The following is a 13,706-nucleotide window of genomic DNA, read 5'->3' on the forward strand; positions in this document are numbered from 1 at the left end:
TTCGCCCTGTCAACGAGACTCCGAGTCGGGGAAGGGTTGCCGTTCGTGTCAGGAAGCTTTATCGGCCGTTTGCTGGGCCCGCTGTTGGGTGGTGTGGGGGGCGGAGACCGCGCCCGCACCGCCGCCGCGGTTGGTGGCCTGTTCACCGCCATCGTCGGGCAGGCCCGCGAACCCGGCTTCTACAGCGCGCTTTCCGTGCCCGACAGCCTGGACGGGCGGTTCGAGATGGTGGCGCTGCACATGCTGCTGGTGATGCGCCGGCTGAAGGGTCAGGGGCCGGAGGCGGGCAAACTGTCGCAGCGCCTCTATGAGACGATGGTCGACGATTTCGAGAAGTCGCTGCTGGAGATGGGGGCCGGCGACAGTGGCATCGCCCGGCGCGTGAAGACGATGGCGCGCGGGATGGCCGGGCGGATCCGCGCCTATGACGAGGCGCTGGCCGACTCCGACGGCCGCCGGCTGGAGGTGGCGCTGGACAACAACCTCTACGGCACGGTCGATCCGGTGCCGGACGAGGCGCTGGCGGCGATGGCCGCCTATGTCCGCAGCTGTGCCGCGACGCTCGACGCCCAGCCGCTGGAGTCGCTGTTGCAGGGCGAGATCCGCTTCGCACCGGTGCCGGCCTGACCGCTTCGCTATATATGTAGAGTGTCGCCGATGCCTGCCGCCGTGTCTGGGGGCTTGCCTTTCCAGGCCGCGGGCTGCATGTGACTTGGGACTTGCCGGGCGTTCGCCGCGCCGGCCGTTTTGGTTTTCGATCGGAAAGTCTTTGCCATGAGCCCTGCCAACGGCGCCCAGCCGGCCCCGGAATTCTCACGCGTCGTCAATGCCGACACGGTGCGTCGTGCCGAGGTGAGCGAAACCATCGAAGCGACGGAGACGGAGCGCCGCGCGCTCGCCGAGCGGCTGGAGTTGGAGGCGATCGGCAGCCTGACCGCCACGGTGAGGCTGCGCGCCGTGCGCGGCGGCCAGATGATCCGGGTCTCCGGACAGCTGGAGGCCGATGTGGTGCAGACCTGCGTCGTGACGCTGGAGCCGGTGCCGGCCCATGTCAGCGAACGGTTCGAGGCGCTGTTCGCCCCGGAGTCGATGATCGAGGATCCGGGGCTGGAGATCGATTTCGACGCCTCCCTGTCGGACGAGGACGTTCCCGAGCCGATGGAGAACAACCGAATCGACATCGGCGAACTGACGGCGCAGCACCTGTCGCTCGGGCTCGACCCCTATCCGCATGCCGAAGGCGTGGATTTCGAGGGGTATCGCGAGCATGAGGACGGCGAGACGGCCGAGGACGAGGCCGCCGAAGAGCCTGAAAAACCCAATCCCTTCGCCGTCCTGCAGAAGTTGAAGCCGGGGAACTGATCCGGCTGTTGCTTTCCCCGCCGCGTCTTGTATAAGGGCCGGCACTTCCACCCCCACCAATGAGCGGCCCGGGGTTGCGGAATGGGGGTTGTTCGGGCTTGCCCTTTTGGGGCATTTGCCTTATTGAATGCCGCTCGCGCTGGGCGGCCCCTGTTCGGGCCGCCCTTTCCAATGAAGAGAGTTTACGGTCATGGCTGTTCCGAAGAAGAAGACCTCCAAGTCGCGGCGCAACATGCGTCGTTCGCACCACGCTCTGCCCACCTCGGCCTACAACGAGTGCCCGAACTGCGGCGAGCTGAAGCGTCCGCACCACGTCTGCGGGTCTTGCGGCCATTACGACCAGCGTGAAGTGGTTCAGAGCGGCACCGCGGCCGCTTGATCCGCATCGCGTTGTCTGAGGTCCCGTTGATCGGGGGCGCCCGTCGCCCCTGCCGGGGTCCAAGCCGGGGAGCCTGTTCGCGGTGAGCCAGCGCCTGACCATCGCCCTGGATGCCATGGGTGGCGATCACGGTCCCGACATGGTCATTGCCGGGGCGGACATCGCGCGGGAACGCCATCCCGACGTGCGTTTTCTGCTGTATGGCGACCAGCAGCGGCTTGAACCGCTGCTGAACCAGCGGCCTGCGTTGAAGGCAGTGGCGGAAATCCGCCACACCGCCGACTTCGTGGCCGGGGACGCCAAGCCTGCGGTTGCGCTGCGTGCGGGTCGCCAGTCCAGCATGCGGCTTGCCATCGACGCCGTCGCGGCGGGCGAGGCGGCCTGCGTGGTGTCGGCCGGCAACACCGGCGCCCTGATGGCGATGGCCAAGTTCGTGCTGAAGACGCTGCCGGGCATCGACCGGCCGGCGATGGCCTCCTTCTTCCCGACGCAGCGGGGCGAGAGCGTTATGCTGGATCTCGGCGCCAACGCCGAGTGCCAGCCTGAAAACCTCGTCCAGTTCGCCGTGATGGGGGCCGTCTTCGCACGTGCCATCCTGGGCCTGCCGCAGCCGTCGATCGGCGTGCTGAACATCGGCTCGGAGGACATGAAGGGCAATGAAGTGGTGCGTGCCGCGGCGGCCAGCCTGCGCGACATGCCGCTTCCCGGCCGCTTCCATGGCTTCGTCGAAGGCACCGACATCGGGCTGGGCACGGTGGACGTCATCGTCACCGACGGCTTCACCGGCAATGTCGCGCTGAAGACGGCGGAGGGGACGGCGAAGCTGTTCTCCGAATTCCTGCGCCGCACCTTCGCGACGTCCTTCCTGGCACGGATCGGTTATCTGCTGGCCCGCGGCGCCTTCAAGCGCTTCCGCGAGCGGATCGACCCGCGCCGCTACAACGGCGCGATGTTCCTCGGCCTGCGCGGCGTCTGCGTGAAGAGCCATGGCGGCACCGACGCTGTCGGCTTCGCCAATGCCGTCGCGGTCGCCATCAACCTGGCGACGCACGGCTTCAACGAACGCATCAAGGAAGAGATGGGACGTATAGCCGACGCGACCCCTCTTCCCGACACGAAGGCGGCGGCGGGCTGAACAATGGTCATGCGTTCCCGAGTTCTGGGTTGCGGCATCTTCCTGCCGTCCAACGTCGTCACCAACCAAGATCTGGAACAGCGGGTCGACACGACGGACGAATGGATCGTCCAGCGCACCGGCATCAAGTCCCGCCATATCGCCGCCGAGGGGGAGAAGACCTCCGACCTCGCCATCGCCGCGGCGATGCGGGCGCTGGAGCATGCGGGCGTGCCGGGCAGCAGCATCGACTGCATCATCCTGGCCACCACCACCCCGGACAACACCTTCCCGGCCACGGCGACCAAGGTGCAGGCCGCGCTGGGCGCCGCCGGTTTCGCCATGGACATCCAGGCGGTCTGTGCCGGCTTCGTCTATGCCATGTCGGTGGCCGACAATTTCCTGCGCAACGGTCAGGCGCGCCGCGCCCTGGTGATCGGGGCGGAGACCTTCTCCCGCCTGCTGGACTGGAACGACCGCACCACCTGCGTGCTGTTCGGTGACGGCGCCGGCGCCATCGTCATGGAAGCCTACGAGGCCAAGGGCGATTCGAGCGACCAGGGCGTGCTGTCCACTCATCTGCATTCCGACGGCAACCAGTACGACCTGCTCTATGTCGATGGCGGCGCGTCCTCGACCGGCACCATCGGCCATGTCCGCATGCATGGGCAGGAAATCTTCCGGCATGCCGTGTCGAAGCTGTCGGCGGTGGTCGAAGAGGCCCTGGCCGCCAACGGCCTGGAGTCGGCCGACATCGACTGGATGGTGCCGCACCAGGCGAATCGCCGCATCATCGACGGGCTGGCCCGCAAGATGAAGCTGTCGCCGGAAAAGGTGGTGCTGACGGTGGACCGCCACGGCAACACCTCCGCGGCCTCGATCCCGCTGGCCTTGGGCGAAGCGGTGGCGGACGGCCGTATCAAGCGCGGCGACCTGATCCTGATGGAAGCCATCGGCGGCGGCCTGACCTGGGGTTCGGCGCTGGTCCGCTGGTAAGGCGCCGGCGTCCTCCGCACATCGCACATCCGTCATGCTGCAATGCACGCCCGGCCGGGCTTCGGCCGGGCCGTATGGGGCTGCCAAGCTTTTGAATTGACGGACCTTCTTTCGCCGGATTACCGTCTTTGCAACGGTTGCGGGGGGAGGTCTGACAATGTCGCAAAATACCGTAACGCGCGCCCAACTGAGCGAAGCCGTCTACCAGGAAGTCGGACTTTCGCGCAACGAATTGGCCGATCTGGTCGAAACGGTGCTGGACGAGATTTCCGATGCCCTGTCCCGGGGGGAGATGGTCAAGATCTCCTCCTTCGGCAGTTTCCAGGTCCGCCAGAAGGGCGAGCGAGTCGGCCGCAACCCCAAGACCGGGGAAGAGGTGCCGATTCTGCCGCGTCGTGTTCTGGTGTTCCGTGCCAGCCATGTGCTGAAACACCGGATCAACGAGGTTCAGGAGGGTGGGGCACCGACGCCTGCGCGGGCGTTGTCCTGACGCCGGTCGTTTGCGATGACCTCTCCGCCTTGCCCGTCGCCGTGCCGTGCCTTTCCGCGGAGTGCCGCCACTGGCCGTTGTCGGATGGCGGCCTGATCGCGCCATGAAATTCGCGCCATGAAATCCGCCACGGCCTATCGCACCATCAGCGAGGTGTCGACCGACCTCAACGTGCCTCAGCATGTGCTGCGGTTCTGGGAAACGAAGTTCCCCCAGATCCGTCCGCTGAAGCGTGGCGGCGGCCGGCGCTATTACCGGCCGGAGGATGTCGAACTTCTCCGGCGCATCCAGGCTCTGCTGTATGAGGACCGCTACACCATCAAGGGCGTCCAGCGCCTGCTAAAGGAAGGGCGCATGTCCGACCCGACGCCGCCGCTGCCCGAGGATGCCGACGATGGCGGCGGGTCGGTCGATGCGGACGGGTTCGGCGGCGACGTCACCGACGATGACAGGGATGACGACAGGGGCGGGAGCGAGGATCATCCGCCGCTGTCGGACGCGGTCCGGCACGAGATCACCATGGTCCTGGACGAGCTGAAATCGCTGCAATCGGTGCTGTCCCGCCTGTCCGAAATTGGGGGCAAAAAAAGCTGAAAAATCATCACGGGAGATGTTGCATCGGCGAAAGCCCGCGGCTATAGTCCCGTTCCCTTCCGGAGCCAAGCCGCAAGCACTGCGGTGAAGTTGACGGAGCGTAGCGCAGCCTGGTAGCGCATCAGACTGGGGGTCTGGGGGTCGCAGGTTCGAATCCTGTCGCTCCGACCAGTTCCGGAAGGACCGGAGAAGCCTTGGAACCCAACGGTTCCAAGGCTTTTTCTTTTGGGGCCTGCGAAGCTGGTCTCACATCGGTCGACGCGACTGTTTGGGACTTCTGTTTGGGACTTTTCGCAAGCGCCGTTGCCTTGCCCCCAAACGCGATGGCCTGGACCGCCTGACGACGAACCGGGTCCGCCACCTCGATGTACCGCTCGGTGGTGCGGTGGTCCTTATGTCGGGCAAGCGCCTTCGTGGTGGCGGCAGAGGCAACCTGTGCCACGGCGGTGACGAAGCTGGCCTTGGTGTCATGCCAGCGGTGCTTGATGCCAAGCTTCTTCAGCACGGTGTTCCATGCCCGCCGGGGATTCTTCACCGGCCGGCGCTCCCCCTTCTCTCCATGCTGGTAGGTGAAGAGGTGGTCGACCTCCCACTTCCTTGCCTGCGCCACGAGGCGTGCCAGCAGCTCCAGTGCCTCGTCGTTGGCCGGCACGCACTCCGCCCGTCCACCCTTGGTCGACTCGGCATCCAGCCAGACCCCGCGAACGCTGAAATCGATCTGCTGGATCCGCAGGCCGAAGACCTCCGCCTTGCGGAAACCCATCAACCGCACCAGCAGCGCCGCGTCGGCAACATGGGCCGGTGTCTCAGGGTGGTGGATGATTGCCGCGAGGTTCTCATCGGAGATCGGCCGCGGCAGGTGCTCGGGCTCGGCAAGGCGCGGGACCTTAGGCAGCTCCGACAGAAGTGGCCGGCCGTCACCGTCACGCAGGCTGTGCGCGATGCGCAACGCCGCACCAAGACAGATCAGGTAACGGTTGATCGTGGAGTCCGACCTGGTGCGGACCCCGTCCTTGAACAGCGGCGCTTTCGCCTTCGGGCCTGCCGCGACCTGTTCCTTCTTCTTGCCGGCGCCCATGTAGACCCGGAGAGGCTGCTTCCGCGACCAGGTGACATAGTCCCACACCCGAGACTCCGTCAGCTGCGCCACCGGTGTATCGGCGCCGAAGAACTCCAGAAGCTCCCTGACATAGACCTGTTCGTTCACCCAATTCTTGCCGGTGGCTTTTCGGGCGGCGAACTCGGCCAGCATCTGCGCAACCGTGTACGCGGCCAGTCGGCCGCCAGGGCGCTTTTCCGACTCCAGCTCTTCCATCAAGGCGGCGCGGATCGCAGCCTCTATGCGCTTGGCCTGGGTCTTGTTCCTGGCCAGCTCGCCGGACTTCGGATCGCGGCAGTAGCCCGCATACCGCTTGCCGCCGCACTCGAAATCGTAAAGCCATTTGTCGCGGGCAGTGCTGAAATAGACGCTCATGGCGGTTACCTCCGGTTCGAAGGCTCGCTCACGACACCAAGGGTGTGCAAGAAGGCCAAAGCTTCACGATGGCCAGCTGTGGGCTTCGCGGGTTTGGAGACGGGCGGTTCAGCAGGGGGTACCGAGTCGCGCTTTCGCTTGGCCGATGGGATCGCCCGTCGCCGTTGATACTCTGCAATCGATCGAAGGTAGACACGGACACCCCGCTTGCCGACTCGGTGGCCTCGAAGATCTCCGCCATGCACAGCGGCATAGACCTCGCTGCGGGGCATCGCCAGCAGTGCGGCGGCTTCCTTGACGGTGCAGGATGGGCCGTCGGGAAGCAGGTCGGCGAGGGCAGGGTTCACAGCTGCGCGAGGCATGCCTAACCTCCCGTGTGCGGGTCGGCCAGCGGGACGGCCGGCAGCGCCCGCGTCGGCCCGCCATGAGCCAGCAGGTAGGCGATGAGGCAGGGGACAGCCACCACCAGCACGGGGAAGACGGCGCGCGGGTAGTGGGCGGGGATGTCCACGCTGTAGACGCCGGGGGTGAGGATGTCGCAGACGACCGGCACCTCGCCCACGGCGAGGATGACCAGCCGCTCGCCCTGCCGGAACTGGATCCGGCGGACGTCGGCCGGGGTGTCGAACCGCGCCGCGTGGCACACCTGCCAGTCGGTTGCTTCGAGGGTGGGGATCACGGCAGTTCCTCCCGTGCCAGTTCGGCGCAGTCGCGGTGATAGCGGGCGGCGGACAGCAGTCGCCGCCGACGGAAGGGGAGGCCGGTCTCCCCCGCCTCCAGTTCGGCCCGGACGGCTTCCTCCAGGTGCCACTGGACGAGGCCGACCATGGCGGCAGTCTCTTGCCCTGCGCCGGTCATGTCAGTTCTTCAGCGGGCTGGCGACGAAGCCGCGCCCGTATGGCCGCCGCGCCTCCCCCAGGAACTCCAGCACCGCCTCCGGCGCCGTGTAGGTTTGCAGGAACAGCCGCACCATCGCCGTCAGCGGCAGATCGGTGGCGTGGAACCGCTCATGCACCGCGCTGACCAGCACGTCGCGGTTCGCGTAGCCCTCCAGCTCGGCAATGTGGTCGAGCAGCAGCCAGGACGTCACGTCCAGCCGCATCGAGGTCCGGTGCGAGATCCGGCGGTTGGCGATCACCACGTTGTAGGTGACCAGCGGCGTCGCGCCATCCTTCGGCAGCGCCGGCGCCATGTGGCGCAGCGTGCGCTCCATCTTCCCGGACAGATCGCCGAAGCTTCGGTCCATCGCAACGTTCTGCGGTCCGTCCCTGCGTTGTAACGGGACTTTGATCGCTCCCTTCATCGGTCGCACTCCAACAGCGCCTGCATCCAAGGGTGCTGGCGTTCACGCCATACCCTGTATTAGGATGGGCGGTATACCGTGATTTCGTCAATGGCAAAAATCACGGTAAAGCGATCATTCTGAACCCCCGCCGGGCGCTACCCGGCGGGACCGCCCTCGCCGTCGCCCGCCATCTCGCAACTTGTGGAAACCAGTCGAGAAACGATGCAACTTTTTCTTTTGCCCAGGCGGGGCGGTGCCATAGGATGCCGCGGCCTCGCGCCTTCTCATCCAGGAAGGCGGAGGCAGGGAGACGCCATCTCCCCACCCACGCGGCTGCCAACCGCATCGATGAGCCGTGCTGAGCCGGGGCGCGCACCCGTGCCCAGCCGCACACCTGTCCGCCTACCGGGGCCGGCCCCGGTAGAGTGTTGATTTATGGGGGGTTGGCGGTGCCGAAAACACCGAAGAACGAAAAGACCGAAGACTTATCGCATCGCAAGGCGCGCGAGGATCGCGCGGTCGAGCTGGTGACGCAGCTGTGCCGCCGCGACGGCGCGGACAAGATCCTGCCGCTGATCGACCGCTGGATGAGGATGCGCCGGAGCCGGGCGGCTAGGTGCGCCGCTCAAGAACCCGGATCAGGGCATTGAAATCCTCGGTAGACCATGAGCGGAAGGTCCGGCGGGTCTTCACCTGCATTTCCCAGTCGGGATCGCCATAGGCCAGCAGCTCGGCCAGCGACAAGCCGGCGCCTTCCGCAAGCTTGGTCAGGGTGTCGATGGTGCTGTTGGCGCCATTGAACGCGTCCAGAACCGTTGTGGCTGGCAGCTTCGACAGGCCAGCCCAATGGTTCTTGGACCGCAGGCGCTCCTTGTGCGTCTGGAGAACACGATTGAGTGCTGCGGCGATGTCGGTCTTGGGCGGCGTATCCATGCCGGCATTATGCGGACCCCGTGCAAAAGCGCGAGAACGCTGTGCCGATGAATCTATCTCGTGCAGCACCGATGAGCCCCCTTGACATTCACGGTATAGCGTTGAATCCTGATGGGCATGAAGCACGTCATGCACATCGATGCCTCGATTCATCGGATTCTGCGCCTTCGCCCGGCATCAGGGCTGGAGTGCGGAAGTCATTCGGCCGAGCCGCCGCCGTGCCGCCCAGCACCGTGCGTGACGTGCTCCGCCAGGAAGGCAACCCCACCGCCACGACCCTGCGGGCCATGGAGGCGGTGATTCCCCACGATTTCATGACCGATCCCGTCGCGCTGGCCAGCAGCGGCCTCTGCGCGCCGATCCTGGGAAAGCCGCGGAAAAAGAGGCGGACATGAACAGGGAGATCCGGCAAGGCCCCACACCCTCGGTTGTTTCGGCGGGAAGCATCGCTCGCACTGAGCGACTGCGCAACCCCGAAGCTCCGGCTTGGGCGCGACAGTTTCCCATCGCCGAATCAGGCGCCGGCCGCCCGGCCGGGTCAATCGGGTGCGTCCCGAGTCCGGCCACCCGCCGCCACAGCCACCGCTCCGCCGGGTTCCTTGTCCGTACCGGCGGAGCGGCCGCGGCCGGAGTCGCCATCCGACTCCGGCCGCTTTCCCTGTCTGGGGCCAGTCATGCCCCCCGCTGACCCGGGCCTCACCGACGCGCAGCGCGCCGTCCTGGCCGCCTGGCCAGCCTTCGAGGCCGCCGCCGCGGTGACATGGTGCAGCGTCGACCGCCTGGTGCGGACGCTCTGCCACCGCGACTCCCTCGCCGATCTGCCGGACGAGGATGCGGCCGAGCTGCTGGCGCTGATGCAGCGCGCCACCGACCGCCTGCATGGCTTGCGGCCGGCATCGCCGCAGCGGGGATCCGCATGATCGGGCGCCGCCCGACAGCCAGCCCCCCTTCGGATCCCAGATTTATCCAGAAAACCAACTGCTTCCACCGAGAGGCCCGCCCGTTGGCCCGCCATCGCACCGGCTGCGCCATGGCGCGCGGCCCGCCGTGCGTCCGCTCGACGGTCGCCAGTCAGCCGCCCCCATCGACTTTGAAGACCGCGCCGCTTTCGGCCGCCAGACGGCCGGAAGCGATGCGCGTCTTCACCCCCTGACGCCGCGCGCCCACGCGCCGGTGAACCCTGGAGCTTTGCCCGATGGCATCGCCACGCGCGCCACCCTGACCGGCGCCGGCTTCTCCCCGTAAGCCCCCGTCATCCGGTGCCCAGCGTCCGCCCTTGCCGGTGGCCGCGCCGCACCCGTCTTGTCCCCACCGTTGCGCCCCCGCGCGGCGGTCAACGCCGGAGCCTTGCCTTGTATCCGCGCGCCCCGCCCTGAAACGGGACGGCCCCGCCGAGGCCGCCCCGCTAGGACCGCAATCATCGCCAATGCCCCATGCCCCTGCCGTGCCCACGGCGGGAATGCGGCGATGCGTGTCCGGAGGGTATCAAAAATCAGGATTAAAATCCGCTGTTCCTTGCAGCCACGGACACGTGCGCCCGCAGGGAGCCGCATTGCCGCCGGCCGGCCACCGCGCCGCCGGGGAGGTGCCCCCATGTCCTTGCCATCTGCTTCGACCACCCCCGCAACCCCCGCGGCCAAGCCGCAAGCCGCCTTCCGCGAGACCGTCGGCCGGTTCCGCTGCGCCGTTCTGGCCTGCCCGGCGCTGAAGCCGCGCGACAAGCTGGTCGCCCTAGTGATGCTGGAGCGCGTCAACCGCCAGATGTTCGAGGTGCTGGGCCTGCTGCTGACTTGGACCGGGGTGGAGGCGGTGGCGCGGCTGTGCGCCCTGTCCACCCGCGATGTGGAGCGGGCGCGCAGCGCGCTGCTGGCCGCCGGCGTCATCCGTCCGCGACCGCGCCGGCGGCCGGGGCCAGCCCACCCGCATGCGCCTTTGTCTCGACTGGCTGGAGCGCGAGGACGACCCGGCCGGCGACGCCCCCGATCCGTCCGACGATCCATCGCCCGACAGCGGTGTCGCCGACACGGGAGTCGGCCAAAGCGCCGAACGCCCGCCAACCGCCCCAGGATCGCCCGCCGGAACCGGCTTTCATCGCCCGACACCGGTGCTCGGCCAAACCCTGTGATAAAACCCGTGAACCCCCGCGCGCGAGCCCACACGCGAGCGCCGGCACCAGCCCGCCGCCATCCGCCGCCGACATCGAGCGCGACGGCCACGCCCGAATCGCCCGCCGGATCGGCGCCGTCCAGCATGCGACGTGGTTTCGGGGATGCAGGCTTGGGCTATCCGGGGATCGCAGGCTGACCGTCACCACGCCGAATCGCTGCGTCGCCGACCGGCTTCGGGCGGCTTACGAGCTGGAATTGCTGCGGCTGTTCCAGGTCGAAGCGGTGGACATCACCGTCGCCGTTCCGCCAGGCGCCGCCGAATTCGGTCTTCCCGCAGATCGAGGGGAGGGCCTGAGCCATGCCCGTCCAGCCCGGCACCCTATCCCGCCGCCGGCCGGAAAGGCAGTTCCGCCTGGACTTGGGCGATCCGCCCCGCACCGCGCGCCACCGTCCGGTGCAGCCCCAGCGCGAGGCCGACGCCCTCTATCGCGCCGTCCAGGGCCCTGCGCGCCGCCGGCCATCGGGTCTATCAGCTGCGGTGCACTGCACCGTGTTGACGAGCGCCTGTTGACCACGGCGGACCTGATCCGGCTGCGCCACGCCGACCCGCGTTGTCGACAACTTAAAAAAATTGGCGAGTGAATGCGTGCCGCAAGCAGAAAAGAGGTTGGTCACGGCATGCTTCCAGCTGTTCGCAACCTCTTTCCTGTTTGAGCGGCAGACGATCAGCTACTGTCCTCACCGCCCGTCGTCGGAGATTTCTTCCGCACTGTACGTCGGATTCAAAATCTCGTCCCTCTGAGCCTCAATATCTCCAATCAGATCGCCAATTCTGTCATCAATCCTGGCGTTAATCTGATCAAGGTCATCTTTGAGCGGTTGCGGGGCTGGCTGATCCGTGTCGCCGATTTGCTTCAGGATATTGTTGCGGACGCTGAGATCATTTTCCAGAGGTTCAATGTGTTCCGAATTGATACTTTCTTGATCAGCGATACCGATCAGCTCCTCTGGCTCAAGTTCGGAAAGTGGAGTTTCTTCTTCGGAATAGGGATCATCATTGATGTCGAGCGACTCATCGATATCGATGGAATCGTCGAAATCGTTATCGTCGTGCAATTCGCTCACACCCGTTCTCCCTAGTCGAGGTGGGTGTATGGTCGCTTCAATCTGCGATGTGATCAATAGCAAAAAGCCTTATCTACGCTTCCTACGGGTTTAGGAGAGGCGTCATTAGGCACTCAAAGGCCGAGTGATGATGGGCGGGCTGGGGCTGGTCTTCGCCTTGCTCGGCACCGCCATGCTGGGCGGCTTCGGGTGGGAGCTGGGGCGCTGCGCCGCCCGCTGGCTGCTGGGGCGGCGGGCGGACGTGACGATCCTGCTGCCGGGCCTGCGCCGGGAGCGGCAGCGATCCGATGCGGAGTGACGCCGCCGGTCCGGTCAGGCGGCGCGGGGGGCGATGCTGCGCTGGATTTCCTCGCCATGGTCGGCGGCGGTGACGGACAGGTCATGCGCCATCTGAAGGTTCAGCCAGAATTCCGGCGTGGTGCCGAAATAGCGCGCCAGCCGCAAGGCGGTGTCGGCGGTGATGCCGCGCCGTTCGTTGACGATTTCCCCGATGCGGGTCGCCGGCACGCGCAGAGCCAGGGCCAGAGCATGGGCCGAGAGATCGAGCGGGACGAGGAACTCTTCGCGCAGAACCTCGCCGGGGTGGGTCTTGATCCGCATGGCGCCCTCCTTGGCGTTGGCCGGTCAGTGGTAATCGACGATTTCGACCTCGTGCGCGCCGCCATCGTGCCAGACGAAGACGATGCGCCATTGGTCGTTGATCCGAATGCTGTGCTGTCCGGCGCGGTCGCCCTTCAGCGCCTCCAGCCGGTTCCCCGGCGGGGATCGCAGGCTAACCATTCACCGCGCCGAATCGCTGCGTCGCCGACTGGATGCGGGTGGCCTACGAGCTGGAACTGCTGCGGCTGTTCCATGTCGAGGCTGTGGACATCACCGTCGCCGTTCCGTCGGTCGGCGCCGTTTCGGCCTTCCCGCTGATCGAGGGGAGGGCCTGAGCCATGCCCGTCCAGCCCGGCACCCTGTCCCGCCGCCGGCCCGACCGGCAGTTCCGCCTGGATCTGGGCGATCCGCCCCGCACCGCGCGCCACCGGCCGGTGCAGCCCCAGCGCGAGGACGACGCCCCCTGTCGCGCCGTCCAGGCCCTGCGCGCCGCCTGCCATCGGGTCTATCGCTGCGGCGCGCTGCGCCGGGTGGACGAGCGCCTGTTGACCACAGCGGACCTGATCCGGCCGTAATGCCATATGGTAACCTATTGTTTAAGAATCATCTTCCTGCGTCAGTGCCAATCCTCTTCGTTCTGGACACAGCTGAATTAACCAGGGCAAAATATAGTGCTTCGGTTGAATACCGGGGTATCGCATCTTGCTGGAACCATGCTAGCGGCGCGAGTCTGCGTTAGCAGAACGTTGCATTTGCTTGATGTTACTATGTGGGTGCTATCGTTTTATCAATGTAAAAATAGAGATGGTTGCTTAAGGAGCAAAATAAGAATGTCGATTAAATTAACATGTGGCGAGAAGAGGTTCAATTGGGCCAAAGTTTCTATTTCTGCTGCTGAAGCGGCCGTTCAAGCCGTAGCGCTTGGAAAATTTGGATTGGGAAATCCGATACCATCATTCTTCAAGACTATTGAAGCGCTCAAAGGTGACGATGACGTTTCTCGCCGGTCTATGAAACTAGTGATGGAAACATTAGCATATGCTTTTTTCAAAATCACTGGCACGATGTGATCTCAGAAATAAAGCATGAGTGGAAGAAATGGATTATTTAATTAAGTCATTTTTAGATAGATACAGTTTAATTTGTGATCAAGAAGATATATATCGATCTTGCCGATTTTGATAATCCTAACAACTTCTGAAGCGGCGCACGAAAAACGCGAAAGCGTTTCACGATAAATGCGAAA

General features: G+C 65.6%; 23 protein-coding genes, 1 tRNA gene and 1 pseudogene. 16 read left to right on the forward strand and 9 right to left on the reverse strand.

The window, feature by feature from the left end; translation table 11 throughout:
* Positions 1 to 45 precede the first annotated feature (45 nt).
* The 8 genes from ACWPN3_RS28285 to ACWPN3_RS28320 all read left to right on the forward strand — a co-directional run bounded on the left by ACWPN3_RS28285 (position 46) and on the right by ACWPN3_RS28320 (position 5,106).
* Entirely contained in the window at positions 46 to 627 is a 582-nt protein-coding gene (locus ACWPN3_RS28285; protein WP_492240231.1) for a ubiquinol-cytochrome C chaperone family protein, read from the forward strand.
* Positions 628 to 774: 147 nt separating this feature from the next.
* On the forward strand, positions 775 to 1,362 hold the full coding sequence (locus ACWPN3_RS28290) for a YceD family protein (protein WP_492240232.1): 588 nt from the start codon (positions 775 to 777) through the stop codon (positions 1,360 to 1,362).
* Between the two features lie 190 nt (positions 1,363 to 1,552).
* Entirely contained in the window at positions 1,553 to 1,741 is a 189-nt protein-coding gene (rpmF, locus tag ACWPN3_RS28295) for a 50S ribosomal protein L32 (RefSeq protein ID WP_012973646.1), read from the forward strand.
* Between the two features lie 82 nt (positions 1,742 to 1,823).
* Positions 1,824 to 2,876, forward strand: coding sequence for a phosphate acyltransferase PlsX (plsX, locus tag ACWPN3_RS28300; RefSeq protein WP_109095424.1), 1,053 nt, complete (start codon positions 1,824 to 1,826; stop codon positions 2,874 to 2,876).
* Between the two features lie 3 nt (positions 2,877 to 2,879).
* On the forward strand, positions 2,880 to 3,851 hold the full coding sequence (locus tag ACWPN3_RS28305; protein WP_109095425.1) for a beta-ketoacyl-ACP synthase III: 972 nt from the start codon (positions 2,880 to 2,882) through the stop codon (positions 3,849 to 3,851).
* Positions 3,852 to 4,008: 157 nt separating this feature from the next.
* A complete protein-coding gene (locus ACWPN3_RS28310) occupies positions 4,009 to 4,341 on the forward strand; it encodes an integration host factor subunit alpha (RefSeq protein ID WP_492261871.1) in 333 nt (110 codons plus the stop codon).
* A gap of 117 nt (positions 4,342 to 4,458) precedes the next feature.
* Positions 4,459 to 4,935: a MerR family transcriptional regulator gene (locus tag ACWPN3_RS28315; protein WP_492240233.1), complete on the forward strand. Its 477-nt coding sequence runs from the start codon at positions 4,459 to 4,461 to the stop codon at positions 4,933 to 4,935.
* Positions 4,936 to 5,029: 94 nt separating this feature from the next.
* Positions 5,030 to 5,106, forward strand: a tRNA-Pro gene (locus tag ACWPN3_RS28320).
* Here the strand turns inward: ACWPN3_RS28320 and ACWPN3_RS28325 are convergent.
* The 6 genes from ACWPN3_RS28325 to ACWPN3_RS28350 all read right to left on the reverse strand — a co-directional run bounded on the left by ACWPN3_RS28325 (position 5,057) and on the right by ACWPN3_RS28350 (position 8,627).
* The gene (locus ACWPN3_RS28325) at positions 5,057 to 6,409 is read right to left on the reverse strand and encodes a tyrosine-type recombinase/integrase (protein ID WP_492261908.1); all 1,353 of its coding nucleotides are present in this window, start codon (positions 6,407 to 6,409) and stop codon (positions 5,057 to 5,059) included. The genes ACWPN3_RS28320 and ACWPN3_RS28325 overlap by 50 nt on opposite strands.
* Before the next feature lie 5 nt (positions 6,410 to 6,414).
* Positions 6,415 to 6,771: a helix-turn-helix domain-containing protein gene (locus ACWPN3_RS28330; RefSeq protein ID WP_492240234.1), complete on the reverse strand. Its 357-nt coding sequence runs from the start codon at positions 6,769 to 6,771 to the stop codon at positions 6,415 to 6,417.
* Positions 6,772 to 6,773: 2 nt separating this feature from the next.
* Positions 6,774 to 7,088: a hypothetical protein gene (locus ACWPN3_RS28335; RefSeq protein WP_492240235.1), complete on the reverse strand. Its 315-nt coding sequence runs from the start codon at positions 7,086 to 7,088 to the stop codon at positions 6,774 to 6,776.
* Positions 7,085 to 7,267, reverse strand: a complete 183-nt coding sequence (locus ACWPN3_RS28340) for a hypothetical protein (protein WP_492240236.1) — start codon at positions 7,265 to 7,267, stop codon at positions 7,085 to 7,087. Before ACWPN3_RS28340 ends, ACWPN3_RS28335 begins: the two co-directional genes overlap by 4 nt.
* 1 nt (position 7,268) lies before the next feature.
* Positions 7,269 to 7,655 (reverse strand): ribbon-helix-helix domain-containing protein, encoded by a 387-nt coding sequence (locus ACWPN3_RS28345; RefSeq protein ID WP_492240237.1) that lies wholly within the window; start codon positions 7,653 to 7,655, stop codon positions 7,269 to 7,271.
* Between the two features lie 651 nt (positions 7,656 to 8,306).
* The gene (locus ACWPN3_RS28350) at positions 8,307 to 8,627 is read right to left on the reverse strand and encodes a hypothetical protein (RefSeq protein WP_492240238.1); all 321 of its coding nucleotides are present in this window, start codon (positions 8,625 to 8,627) and stop codon (positions 8,307 to 8,309) included.
* A 218-nt stretch (positions 8,628 to 8,845) separates the two neighbouring features.
* On the opposite strand from ACWPN3_RS28350, the gene ACWPN3_RS28355 reads away from it, so the two are divergent.
* The 5 genes from ACWPN3_RS28355 to ACWPN3_RS28375 all read left to right on the forward strand — a co-directional run bounded on the left by ACWPN3_RS28355 (position 8,846) and on the right by ACWPN3_RS28375 (position 11,306).
* Positions 8,846 to 9,022 (forward strand): hypothetical protein, encoded by a 177-nt coding sequence (locus ACWPN3_RS28355; RefSeq protein ID WP_492261872.1) that lies wholly within the window; start codon positions 8,846 to 8,848, stop codon positions 9,020 to 9,022.
* A gap of 279 nt (positions 9,023 to 9,301) precedes the next feature.
* Entirely contained in the window at positions 9,302 to 9,547 is a 246-nt protein-coding gene (locus ACWPN3_RS28360) for a hypothetical protein (RefSeq protein ID WP_492240239.1), read from the forward strand.
* A 127-nt stretch (positions 9,548 to 9,674) separates the two neighbouring features.
* A complete protein-coding gene (locus tag ACWPN3_RS28365; RefSeq protein WP_492261873.1) occupies positions 9,675 to 9,872 on the forward strand; it encodes a hypothetical protein in 198 nt (65 codons plus the stop codon).
* 679 nt (positions 9,873 to 10,551) lie between these two features.
* On the forward strand, positions 10,552 to 10,752 hold the full coding sequence (locus ACWPN3_RS28370; RefSeq protein WP_492261874.1) for a hypothetical protein: 201 nt from the start codon (positions 10,552 to 10,554) through the stop codon (positions 10,750 to 10,752).
* Between the two features lie 341 nt (positions 10,753 to 11,093).
* Entirely contained in the window at positions 11,094 to 11,306 is a 213-nt protein-coding gene (locus ACWPN3_RS28375; protein ID WP_492261875.1) for a hypothetical protein, read from the forward strand.
* 167 nt (positions 11,307 to 11,473) lie between these two features.
* Here the strand turns inward: ACWPN3_RS28375 and ACWPN3_RS28380 are convergent, their stop codons facing one another.
* Positions 11,474 to 11,860 (reverse strand): hypothetical protein, encoded by a 387-nt coding sequence (locus ACWPN3_RS28380; protein WP_492240242.1) that lies wholly within the window; start codon positions 11,858 to 11,860, stop codon positions 11,474 to 11,476.
* A gap of 127 nt (positions 11,861 to 11,987) precedes the next feature.
* Here ACWPN3_RS28380 and ACWPN3_RS28385 point away from each other — a divergent pair, with 127 nt between their 5' ends.
* Positions 11,988 to 12,158, forward strand: coding sequence for a hypothetical protein (locus tag ACWPN3_RS28385; protein ID WP_492240243.1), 171 nt, complete (start codon positions 11,988 to 11,990; stop codon positions 12,156 to 12,158).
* Between the two features lie 14 nt (positions 12,159 to 12,172).
* Here the strand turns inward: ACWPN3_RS28385 and ACWPN3_RS28390 are convergent, their stop codons facing one another.
* Both ACWPN3_RS28390 and ACWPN3_RS28395 read right to left on the reverse strand, forming a co-directional pair.
* Positions 12,173 to 12,460 carry a HigA family addiction module antitoxin gene (locus tag ACWPN3_RS28390; protein ID WP_109048450.1) on the reverse strand — a complete coding sequence of 96 codons (288 nt, stop codon included), beginning with the start codon at positions 12,458 to 12,460 and terminating at the stop codon, positions 12,173 to 12,175.
* A 24-nt stretch (positions 12,461 to 12,484) separates the two neighbouring features.
* Positions 12,485 to 12,631: pseudogene (locus ACWPN3_RS28395) on the reverse strand (type II toxin-antitoxin system RelE/ParE family toxin); the annotation flags it as partial.
* Between the two features lie 167 nt (positions 12,632 to 12,798).
* Here ACWPN3_RS28395 and ACWPN3_RS28400 point away from each other — a divergent pair.
* Positions 12,799 to 13,035, forward strand: a complete 237-nt coding sequence (locus ACWPN3_RS28400; protein WP_492240244.1) for a hypothetical protein — start codon at positions 12,799 to 12,801, stop codon at positions 13,033 to 13,035.
* A 255-nt stretch (positions 13,036 to 13,290) separates the two neighbouring features.
* Positions 13,291 to 13,530, forward strand: a complete 240-nt coding sequence (locus ACWPN3_RS28405) for a hypothetical protein (protein ID WP_492261876.1) — start codon at positions 13,291 to 13,293, stop codon at positions 13,528 to 13,530.
* The last annotated feature ends 176 nt before the right edge of the window (positions 13,531 to 13,706 follow it).

It is taken from the genome of Azospirillum sp. UENF 111221 (assembly GCF_058780625.1).

Excerpts from the sequence above, each read along its gene's own strand:
- ACWPN3_RS28290 (WP_492240232.1), top strand. The coding sequence starts at position 775 with ATGAGCCCTGCCAACGGCGCCCAGCCGGCCCCGGAATTCTCACGCGTC.
- ACWPN3_RS28390 (WP_109048450.1), bottom strand. The coding sequence starts at position 12,460 with ATGCGGATCAAGACCCACCCCGGCGAGGTTCTGCGCGAAGAGTTCCTC.
- ACWPN3_RS28400 (WP_492240244.1), top strand. The coding sequence starts at position 12,799 with ATGCCCGTCCAGCCCGGCACCCTGTCCCGCCGCCGGCCCGACCGGCAG.
- ACWPN3_RS28370 (WP_492261874.1), top strand. The coding sequence starts at position 10,552 with ATGCGCCTTTGTCTCGACTGGCTGGAGCGCGAGGACGACCCGGCCGGC.
- ACWPN3_RS28315 (WP_492240233.1), top strand. The coding sequence starts at position 4,459 with ATGAAATCCGCCACGGCCTATCGCACCATCAGCGAGGTGTCGACCGAC.
- ACWPN3_RS28385 (WP_492240243.1), top strand. The coding sequence starts at position 11,988 with ATGATGGGCGGGCTGGGGCTGGTCTTCGCCTTGCTCGGCACCGCCATG.
- ACWPN3_RS28350 (WP_492240238.1), bottom strand. The coding sequence starts at position 8,627 with ATGGATACGCCGCCCAAGACCGACATCGCCGCAGCACTCAATCGTGTT.
- ACWPN3_RS28340 (WP_492240236.1), bottom strand. The coding sequence starts at position 7,267 with ATGACCGGCGCAGGGCAAGAGACTGCCGCCATGGTCGGCCTCGTCCAG.
- ACWPN3_RS28375 (WP_492261875.1), top strand. The coding sequence starts at position 11,094 with ATGCCCGTCCAGCCCGGCACCCTATCCCGCCGCCGGCCGGAAAGGCAG.
- rpmF (WP_012973646.1), top strand. The coding sequence starts at position 1,553 with ATGGCTGTTCCGAAGAAGAAGACCTCCAAGTCGCGGCGCAACATGCGT.
- ACWPN3_RS28405 (WP_492261876.1), top strand. The coding sequence starts at position 13,291 with ATGTCGATTAAATTAACATGTGGCGAGAAGAGGTTCAATTGGGCCAAA.
- ACWPN3_RS28360 (WP_492240239.1), top strand. The coding sequence starts at position 9,302 with ATGCCCCCCGCTGACCCGGGCCTCACCGACGCGCAGCGCGCCGTCCTG.
- ACWPN3_RS28325 (WP_492261908.1), bottom strand. The coding sequence starts at position 6,409 with ATGAGCGTCTATTTCAGCACTGCCCGCGACAAATGGCTTTACGATTTC.
- ACWPN3_RS28310 (WP_492261871.1), top strand. The coding sequence starts at position 4,009 with ATGTCGCAAAATACCGTAACGCGCGCCCAACTGAGCGAAGCCGTCTAC.
- ACWPN3_RS28345 (WP_492240237.1), bottom strand. The coding sequence starts at position 7,655 with ATGGACCGAAGCTTCGGCGATCTGTCCGGGAAGATGGAGCGCACGCTG.
- ACWPN3_RS28330 (WP_492240234.1), bottom strand. The coding sequence starts at position 6,771 with ATGCCTCGCGCAGCTGTGAACCCTGCCCTCGCCGACCTGCTTCCCGAC.
- ACWPN3_RS28305 (WP_109095425.1), top strand. The coding sequence starts at position 2,880 with ATGGTCATGCGTTCCCGAGTTCTGGGTTGCGGCATCTTCCTGCCGTCC.